Source organism: Telluria sp. Soil_C_11 (assembly GCF_057657395.1).
On record NZ_JBDGIN010000031.1, the window covers coordinates 1 to 17,012 of the forward strand.

At 63.8% G+C, this 17,012-nt stretch carries 22 protein-coding genes and 2 pseudogenes; 1 reads left to right on the plus strand and 23 read right to left on the minus strand.

Features of this window, described 5'->3' with window-relative positions:
* The first annotated feature begins 161 nt into the window (after positions 1–161).
* Positions 162–479 carry a DUF736 family protein gene (locus AC3A6M_RS24260; RefSeq protein WP_369869773.1) on the plus strand — a complete coding sequence of 106 codons (318 nt, stop codon included), beginning with the start codon at positions 162–164 and terminating at the stop codon, positions 477–479.
* 122 nt (positions 480–601) lie between these two features.
* Here the strand turns inward: AC3A6M_RS24260 and AC3A6M_RS24265 are convergent, their stop codons facing one another.
* The 23 genes and pseudogenes from AC3A6M_RS24265 to trbB all read right to left on the minus strand — a co-directional run.
* Positions 602–1,126 carry a DUF4142 domain-containing protein gene (locus AC3A6M_RS24265; RefSeq protein ID WP_233345781.1) on the minus strand — a complete coding sequence of 175 codons (525 nt, stop codon included), beginning with the start codon at positions 1,124–1,126 and terminating at the stop codon, positions 602–604.
* 40 nt (positions 1,127–1,166) lie between these two features.
* A pseudogene (locus tag AC3A6M_RS24270) lies at positions 1,167–1,511 on the minus strand (IS66 family transposase); the annotation flags it as partial.
* Complete coding sequence (locus AC3A6M_RS24275) at positions 1,430–1,774, minus strand: transposase domain-containing protein (protein ID WP_487855277.1); 345 nt, start codon at positions 1,772–1,774, stop codon at positions 1,430–1,432. The gene AC3A6M_RS24275 and the pseudogene AC3A6M_RS24270, both read right to left, overlap by 82 nt.
* Positions 1,775–1,842: 68 nt before the next feature.
* The gene (gene tnpB, locus AC3A6M_RS24280; protein ID WP_020817913.1) at positions 1,843–2,196 is read right to left on the minus strand and encodes an IS66 family insertion sequence element accessory protein TnpB; all 354 of its coding nucleotides are present in this window, start codon (positions 2,194–2,196) and stop codon (positions 1,843–1,845) included.
* Complete coding sequence (locus tag AC3A6M_RS24285) at positions 2,193–2,600, minus strand: transposase (RefSeq protein ID WP_020817912.1); 408 nt, start codon at positions 2,598–2,600, stop codon at positions 2,193–2,195. The genes tnpB and AC3A6M_RS24285 overlap by 4 nt, the downstream gene beginning before the upstream one ends.
* 221 nt (positions 2,601–2,821) lie before the next feature.
* Positions 2,822–3,205, minus strand: a complete 384-nt coding sequence (locus AC3A6M_RS24290; RefSeq protein ID WP_020817911.1) for a cupin domain-containing protein — start codon at positions 3,203–3,205, stop codon at positions 2,822–2,824.
* A gap of 42 nt (positions 3,206–3,247) precedes the next feature.
* Positions 3,248–3,463, minus strand: a complete 216-nt coding sequence (locus tag AC3A6M_RS24295) for a hypothetical protein (RefSeq protein ID WP_487855278.1) — start codon at positions 3,461–3,463, stop codon at positions 3,248–3,250.
* A 148-nt stretch (positions 3,464–3,611) separates the two neighbouring features.
* The gene (locus AC3A6M_RS24300; RefSeq protein WP_001665065.1) at positions 3,612–4,043 is read right to left on the minus strand and encodes an OmpA family protein; all 432 of its coding nucleotides are present in this window, start codon (positions 4,041–4,043) and stop codon (positions 3,612–3,614) included.
* 15 nt (positions 4,044–4,058) lie between these two features.
* Positions 4,059–4,757, minus strand: a complete 699-nt coding sequence (locus AC3A6M_RS24305) for a TraX family protein (RefSeq protein WP_011114053.1) — start codon at positions 4,755–4,757, stop codon at positions 4,059–4,061.
* Positions 4,757–5,023 (minus strand): hypothetical protein, encoded by a 267-nt coding sequence (locus tag AC3A6M_RS24310; protein ID WP_010890140.1) that lies wholly within the window; start codon positions 5,021–5,023, stop codon positions 4,757–4,759. Before AC3A6M_RS24310 ends, AC3A6M_RS24305 begins: the two co-directional genes overlap by 1 nt.
* Before the next feature lie 28 nt (positions 5,024–5,051).
* Positions 5,052–5,687: a transglycosylase SLT domain-containing protein gene (locus AC3A6M_RS24315; RefSeq protein WP_011114052.1), complete on the minus strand. Its 636-nt coding sequence runs from the start codon at positions 5,685–5,687 to the stop codon at positions 5,052–5,054.
* A 13-nt stretch (positions 5,688–5,700) separates the two neighbouring features.
* Positions 5,701–6,288: a TrbM/KikA/MpfK family conjugal transfer protein gene (locus tag AC3A6M_RS24320; RefSeq protein ID WP_010890138.1), complete on the minus strand. Its 588-nt coding sequence runs from the start codon at positions 6,286–6,288 to the stop codon at positions 5,701–5,703.
* A 17-nt stretch (positions 6,289–6,305) separates the two neighbouring features.
* Positions 6,306–8,018, minus strand: coding sequence for a P-type conjugative transfer protein TrbL (gene trbL / locus AC3A6M_RS24325; RefSeq protein WP_015586029.1), 1,713 nt, complete (start codon positions 8,016–8,018; stop codon positions 6,306–6,308).
* Between the two features lie 16 nt (positions 8,019–8,034).
* Positions 8,035–8,262 carry an entry exclusion lipoprotein TrbK gene (gene trbK / locus AC3A6M_RS24330; RefSeq protein WP_000644148.1) on the minus strand — a complete coding sequence of 76 codons (228 nt, stop codon included), beginning with the start codon at positions 8,260–8,262 and terminating at the stop codon, positions 8,035–8,037.
* Positions 8,263–8,271: 9 nt separating this feature from the next.
* Positions 8,272–9,036: a P-type conjugative transfer protein TrbJ gene (trbJ, locus tag AC3A6M_RS24335; protein ID WP_010890135.1), complete on the minus strand. Its 765-nt coding sequence runs from the start codon at positions 9,034–9,036 to the stop codon at positions 8,272–8,274.
* 20 nt (positions 9,037–9,056) lie between these two features.
* Positions 9,057–10,478 (minus strand): TrbI/VirB10 family protein, encoded by a 1,422-nt coding sequence (locus tag AC3A6M_RS24340; RefSeq protein WP_011114050.1) that lies wholly within the window; start codon positions 10,476–10,478, stop codon positions 9,057–9,059.
* A 4-nt stretch (positions 10,479–10,482) separates the two neighbouring features.
* On the minus strand, positions 10,483–10,971 hold the full coding sequence (locus AC3A6M_RS24345) for a conjugal transfer protein TrbH (protein WP_006122479.1): 489 nt from the start codon (positions 10,969–10,971) through the stop codon (positions 10,483–10,485).
* 2 nt (positions 10,972–10,973) lie between these two features.
* Positions 10,974–11,873: a P-type conjugative transfer protein TrbG gene (trbG, locus tag AC3A6M_RS24350; RefSeq protein WP_006122480.1), complete on the minus strand. Its 900-nt coding sequence runs from the start codon at positions 11,871–11,873 to the stop codon at positions 10,974–10,976.
* A 17-nt stretch (positions 11,874–11,890) separates the two neighbouring features.
* A complete protein-coding gene (locus AC3A6M_RS24355; RefSeq protein WP_006122481.1) occupies positions 11,891–12,673 on the minus strand; it encodes a conjugal transfer protein TrbF in 783 nt (260 codons plus the stop codon).
* Entirely contained in the window at positions 12,670–15,228 is a 2,559-nt protein-coding gene (locus tag AC3A6M_RS24360; protein WP_487855279.1) for a VirB4 family type IV secretion/conjugal transfer ATPase, read from the minus strand. Before AC3A6M_RS24360 ends, AC3A6M_RS24355 begins: the two co-directional genes overlap by 4 nt.
* A complete protein-coding gene (locus AC3A6M_RS24365; RefSeq protein ID WP_001207961.1) occupies positions 15,225–15,536 on the minus strand; it encodes a conjugal transfer protein TrbD in 312 nt (103 codons plus the stop codon). Before AC3A6M_RS24365 ends, AC3A6M_RS24360 begins: the two co-directional genes overlap by 4 nt.
* Before the next feature lie 3 nt (positions 15,537–15,539).
* Positions 15,540–16,004, minus strand: a complete 465-nt coding sequence (trbC, locus tag AC3A6M_RS24370; protein ID WP_011114046.1) for a conjugal transfer system pilin TrbC — start codon at positions 16,002–16,004, stop codon at positions 15,540–15,542.
* A gap of 16 nt (positions 16,005–16,020) precedes the next feature.
* Positions 16,021–16,935: pseudogene (gene trbB / locus AC3A6M_RS24375) on the minus strand (P-type conjugative transfer ATPase TrbB); the annotation flags it as partial.
* Between the last annotated feature and the right edge of the window lie 77 nt (positions 16,936–17,012).

The window sequence follows — 17,012 nt, forward strand, 5'->3', positions numbered from 1 at the left end:
CGCAAAGCGGCCATCTTCTCAAAATGGTGTATCAGTTTTCAATCGCTGCCTGTATCAGTTTACAACCGCTGCTGACATTTCGGGCTTACACCTGATCGTCTGCCCCGATGCGGCATGGCGGGAGCGTCAATCATGACAGCTTAATTGAAAGGACATCAGCCATGAGCATAACCGGTCAACTCACCAAGAAAGGCGAAGCCTTTGAGGGATTCATCGCCAGCGAGCGCTTCGATCATGACATCCGCATTCTGAAGAACCCGAGCCCACAGGGCGAAACCTCTCCGGACTACGAGGTCTTCACCCTCTCCCCGCGCGGTCGCACGATCCGGATCGGCGGCGTCTGGCACCGCACATCACGTCAGGACAACGCTTTCCTGTCACTTTCAGCCAAGGTTCAGGGCGAGATCGTCAACGCCAACATTTTCCCGGCCGACGATGGGGACGCGAACAAGTTCGAAATTGTCGAATGGAAGGTTTAGCACCACACGCAAAGGGCCGCTTCGTCAGAAGCGGCCCTTATCATGTCCTCAGCCTTGGCTATCAGGCGACGCCCTCATTCCATGCCCTTATGATCGTTCAGGGATTTCCGGTTGTCACGACCTCAGTTCTTCGCGTATCCCAATTCCTTTTCAACTCGAATGGTCTCCGCCAGATGATGTTCAAAGCCGGGCAACACAGCCTCCAAATGTGCCTTGAACGTCTCACTTGTCGATGCCGGAAGCAGTGCCGTTCTGATCGCCGCGATTGCGTTTGTATGAAATACCCGCTCATGAGCGAGATAGGCTTGATCGAACTCTGTGCCGGAAAGAGACTTTAGCTTCGCCATGGCCTCATTATGGCCGACGGCGCCCTCGCTCTTAGCGTCCACTTTGTATTCGGCGCCTTCGGCGGCAGCGATGTCTCGCGCCCACTGACGAACAGCGGAATGATCGCGCAGAACCATCACAGCGAGCTCGCGCACTTGGGTGTCCTGACCTTTAACGGCGCCGAGAGCGGCTGTTTCAATGTCGAAACCGTTCACCTGATCGTAGATGGCGAAGATCTCCGTTTGAGAGATCTGCGGTTTCTCTTTCGATTGTTCCGCCATGGCAATCGGCGCGATCGCATGAACAATCAAGGCGATCACAGCAAACAGAATTGATTTTGTAAGGTAAGCGATGTTTCGGTCACACCTTGACGGGATAATTCCAAGGGAGCAGGTCGTTGATCATGCTTTGCTTGTGGCCATTGACGATCCTGATGAGGACGTCAGTGAGCCAGGCCTGTGGATCGACGTCGTTGAGTTTGCAGGTCTCAACGAGTGATGCGATGGTCGCCCAGTTTTCTGCTCCGGCGTCGTGTCCTGCAAAAAGTGCGTTCTTCCGATTGATGGCTATTGGCCGGATGCTGCGCTCGACGCTGTTGTTGTCCATCTCGACGCGCCCGTCGGTCAGGAACATGCAGAGCCCGTCCCAGTATTTGGTAATATATTTGAGCGCCTCACCAAGCGGCGCCTTGGATGAGACGCGGGCTGGACCGCCGCCATGGCCGTCTCGATATCTTCCAGCGACAGCTCATATTGTTCCCGATCGACCTTCTCGGAACGCGCGCCGAACAGGGCTCGCTTGAAGTCGGCAACCAGCTTCTCGAGCCTCTGGATGCAGTCTTCCTTACGTTCAATGAGCGCATTCTTATGTTCAAGAAGCGCGTCCCGATCCAGCACCTCAGCCTGCGAGGCCAAAATCATGGCCTTCAACGCATCAATATCATCGGGAAGATCGACCGTATTCTGCATGGCAAAACCATAGCAAATCCGGCCTGTTTCTGCTCCGCCAAAGAGGGCTCTGATTCATCGTGTCGCAGTCATTCAACCGCCATAGGTACCCGCACCGACAACGCCCGAACCCGCCGCCAATCAAGCCCCGCAAACAGCGCCTCGAACTGCGCATGGCTCAAGCTCATCAGGCCGTCCCTGATATCAGGCCAGGTGAAGCTATGTTCCTCCAGCCGCTTGTAGGCCATCACAAGACCCGTCCCATCCCAGAAGAGTAGCTTCAGCCGGTCTGCTCGCTTCGACCGGAACACAAACACCGTGCCCGTGAACGGATCCTTGTGCAGCTCGTTCTTCACCAGTGCCGCCAGCCCATCATGGCCTTTACGGAAGTCTACCGGCTTCGTCGCGACAACAATCCGTACCCTGTTGGTGGGGAAGATCATGAATCTGCGCCCAGAGCATGTGCAATCTCTGCGATCCGCCGCGCCGGGGTGGCCGCGTCCAATCGCACCGTAACGCCACCACACAGGATATCCAGCATGCCGCTCACAGGTGACGCCGGATCGCTATCAATCTCCTCGCGCATAACCACAGGTGCAAACTCGGGATATTCGGTCCCGGGACCTTCGGCCAATGCGGGTAAAACCAGCTTGCCCGCCCGCGCCATCGCTCGCCATGCCGACAGGTGGTTCGCACGCAAGTCATACCGCCGCGCAACCGATCCAACGCTCGAGCCAGGCACCAGCGTCTCGGCAACAATCCGAGCCTTAAGCGCATCCGGCCAGCGACGATGCCCCTTGGGACTAAGCAGATCTATATCTGTGATAAACTCCGCTGAGCGCTCCATGGATAAACTCCAATCCCAGATCCACAAAAAACGCAGAATCTCAGATCAGAGCTATGCACAAAAGGTGGGAGCAGAGCACCGCTTACTTTGTAAGTCTCATTAGTAGCTCCATATCCTACGGTTGATTTCATCAGCCCCAGGAGCGCAGCTGTGTATCGCCTGGCCATGGACCATGAAGATCAGGCCCAAGCTGCCGGCGTCCGCGCCCTTGGGTTTTGCGCTCAGTCCAGCTCAAACACCCAAGGCGAATCCTGGAAGATGAAGAACAGCGCGGGCTCGTCATCACTCATATTGTTCGTCTCGTGGGGCTCGTCTTTCGCGAAGGAAAAGACATCCCCCGGGCCAAGCGTATCGTTGGTCTTTGCGTTTCCAGGGACCGGGTGCGCCACTGCGCCACTGATCACAATCCCTGTTAGCGGAGCGGTGTAATGATGGAGCGGAAGCCGGACACCGGCATCAAGACGAATGAGTGTGCCATGCGCACCCTTCGTAAAGTCGCCCACAACCGGCGCCGCGCCCACGCCTTCCATGGCTGGCAAAAACGTCCGGCTATCCAGTTTAGTGAAGACAGTCTCCCCTAGCGCCAGTACACTTATCTTTTTCATCCTTTATCTCCTCAATGGTTTTGACGGCCGAAACAGACCGCATCAGCCATGCGAGCAGGAACGCTCGCTGCGCTTTAGAACCTGATGGCAGGCTGCGGCGCGTGACCCGTAGTTGGCAGCCGACCCGTGAGTGATTTCACTGGTGGCCTTGGCCCAGATCGGGCCGTCGAAGTCACCGTCGCCGGTGGCCAGGAAGGTTTCGATATGCGGCAGGTATTGCAAGGCGGCGAAAGCGCCGATGCTGAGGGGCTTGGACATGATGCACTCCTAGGTTGGTGTTTGGCCAGTATCGTCAGAAATGGCGATGCTGTCAAGGGAAGCCGGCCGGGCCTGCATCGTCAGAGCCGACGATGCGAAGCTGCTGGAGCGTCCTGCAGCACCGCCAGGAATGGCGATGCCGGATCGCTCAGTAGGTGGGGATGTAGACCACCTCAATGTCCACGCGCTGGTTCTCGCGCCGGCCCTCGGCCGTCGAGTTGTCTGCCACGAAATCGGCGGCCGATGCGAAGTTCACCATGATCTTGAGCGGCGAGACGCCGCGCGCCACCAAGTACGACCTGGCCGAGAGCGCACGGCGTAGTGCAAGGGCCTCATCGGCCGCGCTGGGCCGTAGTGTGCTGGTGCGCCCGCTGATGTAGATGATCGCCGCATTCCTAGCGTCGGCCAGCAGCTCCAGGGCCTCTGGCGTCGGCTGGAATGTCGCGCTGCTGTCGGGGAAGGACACCGATACGCCGGACTTGATCGGCGTGCCGAAGTTGCCGGCGTCGCCGGCGGCCAGTGCGCTTTGCGCGCTGACCAGGAACGCCAGAGAGAGGGCCAGAAGAACGGGTTTTCGCATGGGGCAGGACTCCAATCAGAAGAACAGGTAGCCGGCCTTGCTCATGGGGATGCGGATCAACCAGAGCGAGGCCAGGTGCAGCGGGTAATAGGCGTAGAAGGCCCAGCGCAGGCGCGGCACGCGCACATCCACCCGCGAGGCCAGGAAGAGCACCGGCAGGGCTGCCAAGGCCCACAGGTTGCGATTGACGAACCACAGGGCCGCGCAGGCCAGCACCGCGACCGCCGCGGCGGCCCAGCTCGGCCGGCGCGTGTACGACCACACCGCCAGGCCGAAAGCCACGGCCGGCCACCAATATTCGACCGAGCTGCCGCCGACCAGGAACACCACGCCGGCGGCCGCCAGGTGCAGCTTGCCGCCACGTTCGACCAGGTAAGCCGTGGCCGTGACGACCAGCAGCGTGAACATCACGTTGAGCGGCCACCAACCGGCGTACAGGCCGCCGAGGGCCACGAAGGGCACGGAGGCCAGCGCGCCGAACATCGCCAGGCGCGACATGGTGCGGCCGTACACGCCGCGTTCGAGCGTGCCCGGCCGGGCCAGGTTGTAGGCCAGGACGAACACGAAAAGGGGGAGCGCCACGCGGCCGGCCTCGAACAGCACCGGCAGCGTCGCGTTGAACAGGTACTTGTTGACGTGATCGCCGGTCATGAGAACCAGTGCGAGCCACTTCAACGCTTCGACGGTTCCATCAGGAATCCGCAGGGCCTTCATCAGCGCCGGCCCCCGCGAATCGCGTAGGCGCGCAGCACCAGGAAGATGATGTAGAGCGCTGGCAGTGAGAGCACGAAGGCGATGGGCTTGCCGATCCACGCCGGCAGCGCCCACAGCAGAAGGCCCAAGGCGAAGATCGGGCCGAGGCCCAGCAGAAGCAAATCGAGCTGGTTCTTGGCCTGTCCTTCCGCCCACTTGCAATAGGCTTGAAGCAACCGGCCGACGCCCAGCGTGTACCGCATCATGAAGGCGTGGAATTTGTCCATGTTTAGCCGCTAAATCGGAAGAGCCGGCCTACTCGGCCGACCCCTCGCGTGAAGTGTTGAAAGACACCGTGCGGGGCACGTAGCCGGCCACCGACACGCTGCGAGCTGCTGCGGCCGCTGGGGCGGCCTGCTGGGGTGCTGGTGCCGGCCTGGCCGCCGGCGTCGCCCGCTGGGCCACCGTCGCGGGCTGGCTGGGCGTCGAGGGCGTGGCCCCGGCCTTCGTCACGTCAAGCGTGACGAACCGAGCTTCGAGCCAATCGGCCCACTTCGACGCCTTGCGCATCAAGTCGGCCCGGTACACCGCGTTGTACTGCGGCGTGCGCGAGTGGTAGTTCGCCGCCTTCGTCCAGAGGTCGCCCTTGTCGTTGCGGATGTGCATCCGCAGCCGCCAGGCGGCCAGGTCGAACGAGTAGCAGCCGGCAGCCGCCACATCGTTCGCCGTGATGCCGTATCGGGCCAGGTCGCCCAGGTACGCGGTGTTGAACTGCATCGGGCCAACGTCATGCGTGCCATTCGAGTTGCGCACCCACTGGCCCGGCTTGCCGCCCTCTTTCTCGGCGACGGCCAACACGATGTTGACCGGCACCTCGTACTTGACGGCGGCCGAGATCGAGCAGACGACGCGCTCCTGGAGCTGCGGCGGCAGATCGGCGAAGAACGGCATGCCCTCCCCTCCCTCAGTTCAGCCAGGACTGACGGCGGCGCTCTTCGTCCTCGCGCCGGATGCGTTCGTTGTACTCGGCCAAGGCGCGGTCATAGTCGCGCGCTTCGACCCAATACCCGCCCCGCTCTGGCGTCCCGACATAGCGCGGCAGCGTGCCGCTGCTGGCGAAGTCGGTGTAGGCGTGGCCGGTGTAGGCCCCGCAGTAGTCAGGCAACTGGTTGCTGATGTACGTGCGCCCATCGTCGTAGCCGCCCGTCCACATCACCAACGTCGAGTTCAGCGACTGCGCGTCGCAACGGCCAGCGCCGCGCGAGATCGCCGACACGAGCGACTGCATTTCCGGCGTCTGGCTCGCCACCGGGCAAAGCTGGAGGAAGTTCAGGCGGGCGCGGATCGTGTCCGACAGCTTGCGCTTCGTGATGTTGAAGTACCGCGACAGCGACGGCGTGCATTCGCTCGGGCGCGTGCCCGACGACAGGCACAGGATCGCCTCGCAGGCCAGGCGCGTGTCGCCGGTCAGCACGTCTTGCGCGCTGGCCGTGCCGGCGGTCGATCCGAGGGCTGCCACGAGGGCGGCCAGGGCAAACAGTTTCTTCTTCATGGTTGGACTCTCCTTGGTTACGCAGTTGTGCCGTCGCGGCCTTGCTCGCGGTTGGCGAACGCAGCTACTTCGGACTCGGGATCGGCATCGGCGGGGCCGCCTGCCAGGCTGTTGTCGCCGAAGCTCGGCGCGGGCTGCTGGTCGGGCACGTCGATGTTCTCGGCCGTGCCGCTTCCTTGCGCCTTGATCGCGGCGGCGATCTTTCCGCCAGTGGTGTCGGCGATCCGCTCGGCTGCGGCTTCGCGCAGGCTCGCGGCTTTGGCCTTGGCAACATCGGCGGTTCCCTTCGCCAAGTTCGCGCCGGCGTCGGCGGCGATGCGGCCGGCCGTGCCGAGGGCCGATGCGGCCGATGCGAGCAAGCCGGGGCCGGTGCTGCCCGGTGCGGCCTGCTGCCCTTGCCCTGCCCCGCCGGCGGGCTTGGGTTCGTTCTTGGCGGCCTTGTCGGCACTGCTGCCGGTGCTGGCCGTCGAGCTGCTGCCCTGGCCGCCGGCGTCGGCTTTGCCGCCGCCCTTATCGCCGCCCTTCGAGCTGCCCGAGCTGCTGCCGGTCGAGGGGCTGCCGCCACCCGACGAAGAGCCACCGCCGGAGCTGCCGCTAAAGCCCGCAGCCTGAGCGAAGGGCGTGCTGCCGGTGCCGGCGTCGCCGCCGCCGCCCGCACCGCCGCCCGAGCTGCCGCCGCCCGAGAAGGCCGACATAACGTCCGTGCCTGCCGACACGTTCTCATTGGCCTTCGAGAAGGCGGCCATGACGGCAGAGGCACCACCGGCGGCCGAGGCTGCGCCGGCGGCCAGAGCGGCGCCGCCGGTCGCGGCCGCTGCTGCTGCCATGCCTGCGGCACCCAACGCAGCGCCTGCACCGAACTGGCCGATGCCGGCACCGCCCACGCTCGCGCCGGTGATGATCCCGGCGATGAGCGGCGGAATCTTGTTGACCAACGCCAAGAGGATGATGACGACGATCAGCATCACGCCCATTTCCTTGAGGCTGATGCCGGCGCTCATGCGCGAGTAGTAGTCATCGAGGAAGGTCTTGCCGATGCCCACCAGGAGCACCATTGCGAAGAGCTGCGCGGCCACGCCCAGGACGACCTTGTAGTAGTTGATCGCCATGTCGGAAGTCCAGCGCGAACCACCGAAGCCGAGGAAGAACACGCCGCCGTAGGCGAGCACCCAGCCCGACGCGAGCAGCAGAAGCATATTCACACCGACCAGGGCCAGGATGACCAGGATCGCCACGGCCATGAGGATGCCGGCCATGCTGTCCACCGGCGACCACACCGAGGACTGATCCATCACCTTGTCGAAGATCGCAAAGCCCACGTCCACGATGCCCGAGGGCGACAGAGCATTGCCCAGGCCCGTCGCGTTGCCGGCGAGCTGCCGCAACGACGCATAGATGGACGAGGCGAAGTTAGGGCCGTTGGTCAGCGCCCACCAGAAGAAGCCGGTAAAGATCGTGAAGCGGACGAACTCCGCGAAGAACTCGCCAATGTCGGCCTTGCGCAAGGCCATCATGCCGAACGTCCAGACCATCGAGATCACAACCAGCGTCCAGAAGAGCCAGGTTGCGGCCGTGGTGATGACACCGGCCCAGCCGCTCGCGGCGGCCTGGTAGCGATCCAGCACGCTATCGAACACGCCGGCGTTGTCGATGGCCGCGTGGGCATCGACCGCGAAGAACGCCAGCCAGACGAACAGCGGCAGGGCGAGGGTTTTTAGATTGGCTGGCATTCTCATCGTCAGCACCTCACCATTCGCGTTTCGGGCTGGGCTTGAAATCCCCACCACGACGCAAGCACAGCGACGAAAAAGCCTGCTGGACGCCCTTGTCCTCGATCTTGGCGATGTTCTCGGGCTTGCAGTTCTCGTCGTTCACTTCCGGCATGGGGGCCGTGGCCGGCTTGTTGTCGCAGCCGGCGACCAAGGCCGCCACGAGGGCGGCCGAGGCCAAGGACAGAGCCTTGATTGCTTTCATGAATCCCCCTTACCAGGTGCGCGCCGGGCTGGCCCGGTAGCTGCCCTGGCGCAGTTGTGCGGCCGCTGCCGCCTGCTGGGCTTCCTTGTCGGCGTCGGCCTGCATCTTGGTTGCCATCGCGTTCTGCTGCGCGATCAGCAGGCCACGAATCTGCAAGAGCTGGTTGGCCTGCTGGCTGGCGAGCTGGTTGGCGTAGCCGATGGCCTGCATTTGGCCCTGCGCGCCCTGCGCTGCCGATTGAAGACGCTGCAACGTCGCTGCATCGGCCGTGAGATTCGTTTGCTGCCTATCGAGGCCCTTGAACAAGGCATCGTTGGCCTTCTTCTGCGACTCGCTCGCGAGCTGGGCCACATTCCGAAGTGCTGCGCGTTCCGCGTCGGAGCACCCTGCCGCCGTAAAGCACGGCGAGTTCTTGTAGTAGTTCACGTCCTGGAACTTGCCGATGTAGCTGTCCAGGCTGCCGAGTTGGGTCTTGTAGTAATCCAGCGTGTTGACCGCGTTCATCAACCCGTTGATGGTCGATTGCGCCTGATCCCAGATATACGCGGCCGGGGCCATCGTGTTCTGGAGTTGGTTTTGATACTGCTGGAGCTGGGTGCTGTACTGCTCAATTTGCTTGAGCGTCTGGGCCACCGATTCGATGGCCGTCATGATGTTCTGCGACAGGTTGGTGCCGTCGATGACGGGGATGCCAGCCTGCACAGGTGTGACCGCCAGCGTGCTCGAAACAGCAATGACGAGGGCCAATTTAGCGGCTAAAAACTTCGGCTTCATGGTGCTTTTCTCCTATGGCGTTAGTAATCGAAGGAACGGTACGGCTTGGAAAACGTCATGTCCTTCGTGACCACGACGTTGAAGCGATACCCCGGCCGAATTTCCAGCGTCGGCGAAATGCTCAGGTTCTTGGCGATGAGTTGCGCCGTAACCTGGCCGAGCTGCTGGCCGAGGGCTTCGCTTAGGGCACTGCTGGCGCTCGGTGCGCCATAGGTGTTTGTGGCCTGGTTCTGGCGTTGGCTGTAGGTGATGCCTGCTGTCACGCCGGACATGAGGAAGGCCGAGCCGAACAGGCGCACATAGTGGTTGTTCACCTGGTCGTGGAAGCCCGCGTATCCCGCGCTGTCCGCGCCTGGCATCGCGCCAATGTCCATCGCCTTGCCATCGGGGAACACGATGCGTTGCCACGCAACCAGCACGCGCGCTTGGCCGTAGGCCACGTCGCTCGAATACGAGCCGACGAGGCGCGATCCCTGCGGGATCAACAGGTGCTTGCCGGTCGGTGTGTCGTACACGTCCTGCGCGACCTGGGCCATGATTTGGCCCGGCAGATCGGAGTTGATGCCCGAAATGAGCGTGGCCGGCACGACGAAGCCCGCGCGCAGCTCGAACGGTGTGCGCGGCGCTTCCGGCTGCGAATCCAGCTTCCAGCGGTCGCCCTGCCCACCTTGGCCGAACTGCGCCATGCTGTTGCGCCCGCCGCCGCTGGTCGAGGTTTGCAGGAGCTGCGGCGCACCGCCCGCGCCCATGCCGCCGGCGGCCGGAGCCGCGCCGCCACCACCGACGCCCATGCCGCGAATCTGCGCCAGGCGTGCTTGATAGGCGGCGGTCGGATCGTTGCTGCGCTGCGCGTCGATTTGCTGCTGCACCGCTGCGATGCGGTTCAGCATTTCATCGCGCGTCTGCGGCGTGCCGGTGTAGGTGCTCGGGCCACCCGGCGCGGAGCCGTTGCTACGCGGGGCATCCACGCGCACGGTGGTCTTGGCCTTCACGGCTTCGCCGAACATCTGCATCTTCGCCATGCGGATGCGCTGGGCCTCGTCGTCGTTCACCGGCTGGCCCGGGTTGCCGGGGTTGGCCGGCGGGGCCGGCGGCGCGTCCGGGTTGGACGGCCGCGCGATCTCCAGCGGAGCCGACGCCGGGCCGGTCGGCATGTCGGGCACCTTGAGCGGGCTTGCCGGCTCGATCAAGCCGCCGGTCTTGTCGCCTGCGATCTCCTTGGCGAACATCGACGTGTTGCCGGCCTTCTCCTTGGGGCCGTCCGCCGGCGCGTTCTGCTTGGCCGCGCGATCCGCCGCGACCAGGGCCATGACCAGCACGAACGACAGCAGGACGCCGCCGAGGATGTACATGGGCATGTTGTTGACGCGACGGACGCCCGCCTTCTTGGACACTTCGCCAGGCGAAGCGTCAGGTGCCATCTGATCGGCGTTTTCTGTCATGGCGTCACTCCTTGCGCACCCAGTACCCGGCCGGCGCGAACGTGCCGTTTTGCGCCAGGTAAGGGCGGGTGATGGATTGATTGCCGACCATCAAGGTCAGGCGGTACAGGTTCGAGTCGCCAGCCTGGTCGAGCACGTAGCGCAACGGCAGGCCGCCCGACGCGGCCGTGGTGGCCGGTGCGCTCGCCTGCGATGCCGCCGAGGCCGGGGCCTGCGTGGAAGCGCCGGCCGGGGCGTACTCCAGGAGGGCATAGCCCTTGTCGCGCAGCGACTTGACGAGCGCCTGGCCGAACGGATCGGGCGTCGGCTGTTGCAGCTCCAGGCGCGTGCGCGCCGGCGCGTACAGCGTGGCGAGCTGCTGCACCGCGTCGGTGGCGAGCTTCTGCTGATCGAGCGCGGCCGACTGGACGAAGTTGCCGTACTGGCTGGTGGTTGCGCAGCCGCCGAGGCCCAGGGCGAGGGCGAGCAGCGCGAGAGAGACGATCTTGCGCATGGTCACTTCCTCCGGCTGATGGTCACGCGGTCTTGGCTACTGCCAACACCGGCAATCAGGATCGCGCGGTCAAACACCGTGTCCACGATGTAGCGATTGCCCTGCACGCGGTAATTGACCAGCACCGTTTCGTCGTCGGTGAACAAGCCGCCCTCTTTGCGCACGACCAGGAGCGTCGGCGCTTCGGTCTGCTGCATCGTGCCGGGCATTTCGATGATGGTCTTGCGGCCATCGTTGTAGACGCGCACAGGCTTCCAGCTCGCCGACCCGGACAGCTCATAGTCGAACGAGAGATCGCCCAGGTACTCGCCCGTCGCCGGCAGGGTGTTGTCGGTGCGTTCCTGCTTCTCGCGGCGCTGGATCGCGTCCCACTTGGCTTGCGCTTCCTCGGGGTACGTGAACGAGACTTGCGGCATGTACTCGGTGCGATGCGAGCGCAGGCGGAAGTGGTAGCTGCGGCGGTTCGTGGTCACAACCAGGCTGGTTTCGAGGCCCACGTCCATCGGCTTGATGATGAGGTGCTGAACCTCGGTCGCGCCGCTGCCGGTGATGGCCGGTTCCACCGTCCACCTGGCCGTGTCGCCCAGGTTGATCGAGTTCACTTGTTCGCCGGGCTGCAAGGCCACGTCGCACACCTGGAGCACCGCGCAAACGATGCTCGGCTGCTGCGCGCCGTACACGAACTTGATGGCACCGCCCGAGCCGGCCACCGGCTTGATGCCGGTCGCCGACCCCGCTTCCCACCGTTTGGCGATGGCGAGCGCCGCGCGCTCTTGAGCGGTCAGCGTCGGGTTGGTCTTGTTGAAATACTTGTCGGCAATGTCGTCGCCAGGGGCGGCCAGAGCCAGGGAGGGCACCGCCACAGCAGCGCCCACGATCAAAGCGGAGAGGGTTTTCTTCATGGTGGATGACCTCGAATTCATTGGATGCGGGACCAGGAGTAATCACGCACGTAGATGCTCAACGGGTTGTTCCGCAGTTGCTCATCGGTGGTGTTGGGCGTGACCTCGGCGATGTAGGTAGTCACGAGCGCGCGCCAGGTGACGGGCTGACCTTTCAGCGTGCCTTGGCGGTCGCGCGTGGTTTCCACCCACTCGACTTGCCAGGTGTCGGGCGTTTGCGGGATGACGGTCTTGATCTCGACGCTGACCATTTCCTTCTCGGCGCGCTTGAACGGGCTGGAATCGGGCGTGCCGTTCAACCACTCGTTCATCTTTGGCGTCGCCGGATCGTTGGGGGCGAGCATCGAGTACGCCTTGAACACGCACTTGCGCTGCAAGGCCACGTCAGGCGACACCATGCGCGCGCAGCTCATCCAGTCCGCAACGGCGGCGTGGATGACACGCGGATCGGCCTTCCCTGCGGCCTGCACCGGGCCGGCGGCCACCGTCTGGCCCAGCTTGTCCACCTCGACCACGTAGGGGATGAACTTCGACTGGCTGCCGATGTGGATCACGCCACCCACGCCGGCCAGCGCGATCAACAGCGACAGGATGCCGATCACCTGCCAGGTTTGGCGCTGCGAGACGACGCCGCCCACGTGATCGTTCCAGGTGCGGCGCGCGGCCAGGTAGGGGTTCTCGGCCTCGCCCGCACGGCGGCCGCCGGCGAGCGGTTCCTTCGAGCGGCGCGGATCGCGCGGCTCGGCGGAGTTGGCGGGCTTCTTGAAGATCAAGCCCTTGAGGGTGTCGGCGATGCTCATGCGGCCTCCAGGTAGTCGTTGAGATTCAGCCCACGGCCGGCCAGCCACTCATGCACCCATTCGTGGCCGAACTTGGCTTCGAGGCTCTTGATGGTGGCGACCGATTCCTTGTCGGACGCACCGACGAAGGCCAGGGCCATCGGCCCCAGGGCAAGGTCATAGAGACGGCGGCCGTTCTCCGAGACGTAGTAGTACTGACGCTTCGGAATGGCAGTCGCCAGGATTTCGATCTGACGCGCGTTGAGGCCCATACGGCGATAGAGCGCCGATGTGTCCTCATCCCTGGCGTAGACGTTGGGCAGGAAAATCTTGGTCGCGGTCGATTCCACGATCACGTCCAAGATGCCCGAGTTGGCCGCGTCGGAGAGGCTTTGCGTCGCCATCAGCACAAGGCAGTTGGCCTTGCGCAGCACCTTGAGCCATTCCCTGATCTTGGCGCGGAACGCGGGGTGGCCCAGCATCAACCAGGCTTCGTCCAGGATGATGACGGAGGGCTGGCCTTTCAGTGCGCGCTCGATGCGGCGGAACAGGTAGAGCAGCACCGGCAGCGCGAACTTCTCGCCCAGGTTCATCAGCTCTTCGATCTCGAACACCGTGAAGTCGGACAGCGACAGGCCGTCCTCTTCGGCGTCGAGCAGGTGGCCCATCGAGCCGTCCACCGTGTACTGCTTGATGGCCTCGCGGATCGCCTCGTCCTGAATCGTCACCGAGAACTCGGAGAGCGTGCGCGCGCCGCTGGCGTGCATGCTCATGATCGCGTTGCCGATCTCGTTGCGCTGCGCCGGCGTGGTGTTGACGCCGTTCAACGCCAGGATGGTGTCGATCCACTCCATCGCCCAGGCCCTATCCCCCTTCGTTTCGAGGAACTGGAGCGGGCAGAACGCCAGGCGGTCATCGTCGGCGGCCACCGTGAAATGCAGGCCGCTCTTGCCCTTCGTGGCCGCGCGGATGCCGGCCGCGAGTGGGTACATCGACATGCCCTTGTCGAAGGCGTAGATCGACATGCCGGCGTAGCGACGGAGCTGCGCGGCGATGATGCCCAGGTGCGTCGATTTGCCTGCGCCGGTCGGGCCGAACATGAAGGTGTGGCCCAGGTCGCGCACGTGCAGGTTCAGGCGGAACGGCGTAGCGCCCACCGTCACGCAGTGCATGAGCGCCGGCGACAGCGGCGGGTACATCGGGCACGGAGCCGTGGCGCTGCCCGTCCAGATCGAGCTTGTCGGCAGCAGGTCGGCCAGGTTCATCGTGTTGATGAGCGGCCGGCGCACGTTCTCGACGCCGTGGCCGGGCAAGCTGCCCAGGTACGCATCGAGCGTGTTGATCGTCTCGATACGGGCCGCGAAGGCCAGGCGGTTGACGGCCTTCTCGACCAGGAGCGCGGAGGCCGCCAGGCGCTCCCGATCCTCGTCCATCAGCACGACCACGCTGGTGTAGTAGCCGGCCGCCACCAAGCCGCTGTTGACCTCGGCGATGGCCGCCTCGGCGTCGCCGACCATCGCGGCCGCGTCCTGGTTGATCGAGCCGGTATTCGTGTTGAACACCTGATCGAAGAAGCCGCGAATCTTCTGCTTCCACTTCTTGCGGAACTTGTCCAGGTGCTTCAAGGACTCGTGCTGATCCATGAAGATGAAGCGGCTCGACCAGCGGTATTCGCTGGGCAGCTCGGCCAGGGCCGAGAGCACCCCAGGCGTTGACTCCAAGGGGAAGCCTTCGATGGCGACCACCTGGATGAACTTGCGCCCGATCTTGGGCACGACGCCGCCCCACAGCTCTTGCCCGCCGATTACCGCATCGAGGTACATCGGATTGCTGGGCAGCATGACCGGGTGATGGAGGCCCGTCACGCAGAACTGCAACCAGCTCAGGAAGTCATCGTGCGTGACTTCCCTGCCCTCTTCCGACACGACTTTTTGGCCGCGCAGGCGCGTCATCTTGACCGCCGAGGACAGGCGCGATTCCAGGCTGGTGATCTCGCGCTTGAACTGCGCAATCAGGCCCGTAGTGCGCGCCGTATGGTCGGGAGCCACCGCATCGTCATCGAACATGAGTTCGACAAACTTGCGCTGGGCCAGCACTGGCGGGAACCACGTGACGGTCAGGACAAAGTAGCCCTCGAACATCGCGCCCAGGCCCTCGAACAAGCGCCGGCGTTCCTCGTCAATGGCGAAGGAAACGGAGTCGGGGAACGATGACACGCCCCGCTCCGAGTAGTTCGGCGCAGGCCGACGCACAGCATCGACATGCACCATCCAGCCGTTCCCCAGGCCCGCCAGGGCCTGGTTGATGCGGAACGACACCATTTCCCGCTGTTCCTCGGTGCTGCTGGCGTTGTCATCCCCCTTGTACAGCCAGGCGGCCATAAAGGAGCCGTTCTTGCCCACGATCACGCCGTCATCGACCACGGCGGCGTAATTGAGCAGATCGGCCAGGCCGGCATCCTTGGCGCGATGCTTCTTGAGCTTCAGCTCGGCATCGACAGCCTGGATGCGGGCAAAGAGGATGAGCAACAGAACCGCACCGAGCACAGCAATGGCAATTGCGATTGCTTCGATCATTTGTATTGCTTCCCTTGACTCGGCGTGTTGTCACGGAAGGGCGTGCTGCGAGCCGGGTAGTACGGCTTGTACCGGCGGTGCCGCAGGTACACGTGTCGCAGCTTCGGATCGGCCTTCGCCATGAGGCGCAGCGCGAAGAGCGCGCCGAACCACAAGGCGATGCCGAACACCGTTGCCCTCACTTCTTGGGCGCTGAAAATCAGCGCGCCGGCCAGCAGGCCCGAGAACATCACCAGCTCACGATCCCCGCCCATGAACAGGTTTTCTCGGTTGCCGGCCCTACGGATGGGGATCGCGCGCAGAGCCATGACTTACCCCGCGATGTGGCCGCGCTCGGCCCAGCGCATGACGGCTTCGCCGGGGAAGCCGGCCACGTCCAGCGCGGCGACCTTGACCTGGTGCAGCGCGCCATCGGTCAGGGCGGCGATTTCCGCGCCACGGCCGAAGAACGTGCTCATCATGTTCTGCGCGCCGACCAGCAGGGCCATGACCAGGACGATGAAGATCAACGTGCGGAAGAAGCCGTTGAGTTCGCCGCCGAAGATCAGGATGCCGCCGGCGACCACGATGCCGATGATCGACAGCGCGAAGGCCACCGGGCCGGTGACGGAGTTGCGGAGGTTGGTCAGCCAGCTCTCATACGGCAGAGAGCCGCCGGTGCCCTCGGAGGCGAATGCGTGCTGGGGGGCCAGCAGGAAGAACGCCAGGAGGGCGAAGAGGCCCATGTAGAACAGGGCGTTGCGGTTGAGGCGGAATGCCGGGAAGGTTGCTTGCATTGGTCGTAACTCCTAGTCAGAGGGTTTTGGTGATGTACTGGCCGTTGGCGAACCCGGAAACCTCCAAGATTTCCTGGATGCGCCGCGAGCCTTCGACGCGGGCGATATGAACAACCACGTGAACCGCCTCGCCGATAAGCGGTTCAATGGGTTTCGGGGAATCGGGGTGCATGCTGATGAGCATGGCGAGCCGATCCAATCCAGCTTTGGCGTTGTTTGCGTGCAGGGTTGCAGCACCTCCTTCGTGCCCGGTGTTCCAGGCCATCAACAGATCAAGGGCTTCGGGGCCGCGCACCTCGCCGACCAGGATTCGGTCGGGGCGCATGCGGAGGGTGGTTTTCAGCAGCGCCGTCATGTTCACGTCGATGCTGGTGTGGTACTGGACGTAGTTCTCGGCGGCGCACTGGATTTCGCCGGTGTCCTCGATGATGAAAACCCGCTCGGTCGGGTCTTGAATCACCATCTCGTTGATGATCGCGTTCACCAGCGTGGTCTTGCCCGAGCCGGTGCCGCCGATCACAAGGATGTTCCGGTGCGCGCGCACCGCTGCAATCAATGCCTCGCGCTGCGGCGCGGTCATGATTCCGCGTTCGACGTACTGATCGAGCGTGAAGATGGCGACGGCCTTCTTCCGAATGGCGAAGGTGGGTGCGGGCACAACCGGCGGGAGCTGGCCGGCGAAGCGACTGCCATCAAGGGGCAGCTCGCCTTCCAGGATCGGCTTGGAGCGCGTGACTTCCTTGCCGTGGTAGCCCGCGATGGTTTCGATGATGGCTTGCGCCTGCGCGACGCGCAGCGTGCCGATGCACTTCATCGGCTCGCCCAGGCGTTCGAGCCAGAGCTTGCCGTCCGCGTTGAGCATGATTTCAACGGTCTTGGGATCGTTGAGGGCGGCCAGCAGCTCCGGCCCCATGTCGCGTTCGAGCTTCTTGGGGTCGTCTCAGAAAACGGAAAATAAAGCACGCTAAGGCATAGCCGAACCTGCCAAGCTTGCTCCACCCTGTAGTG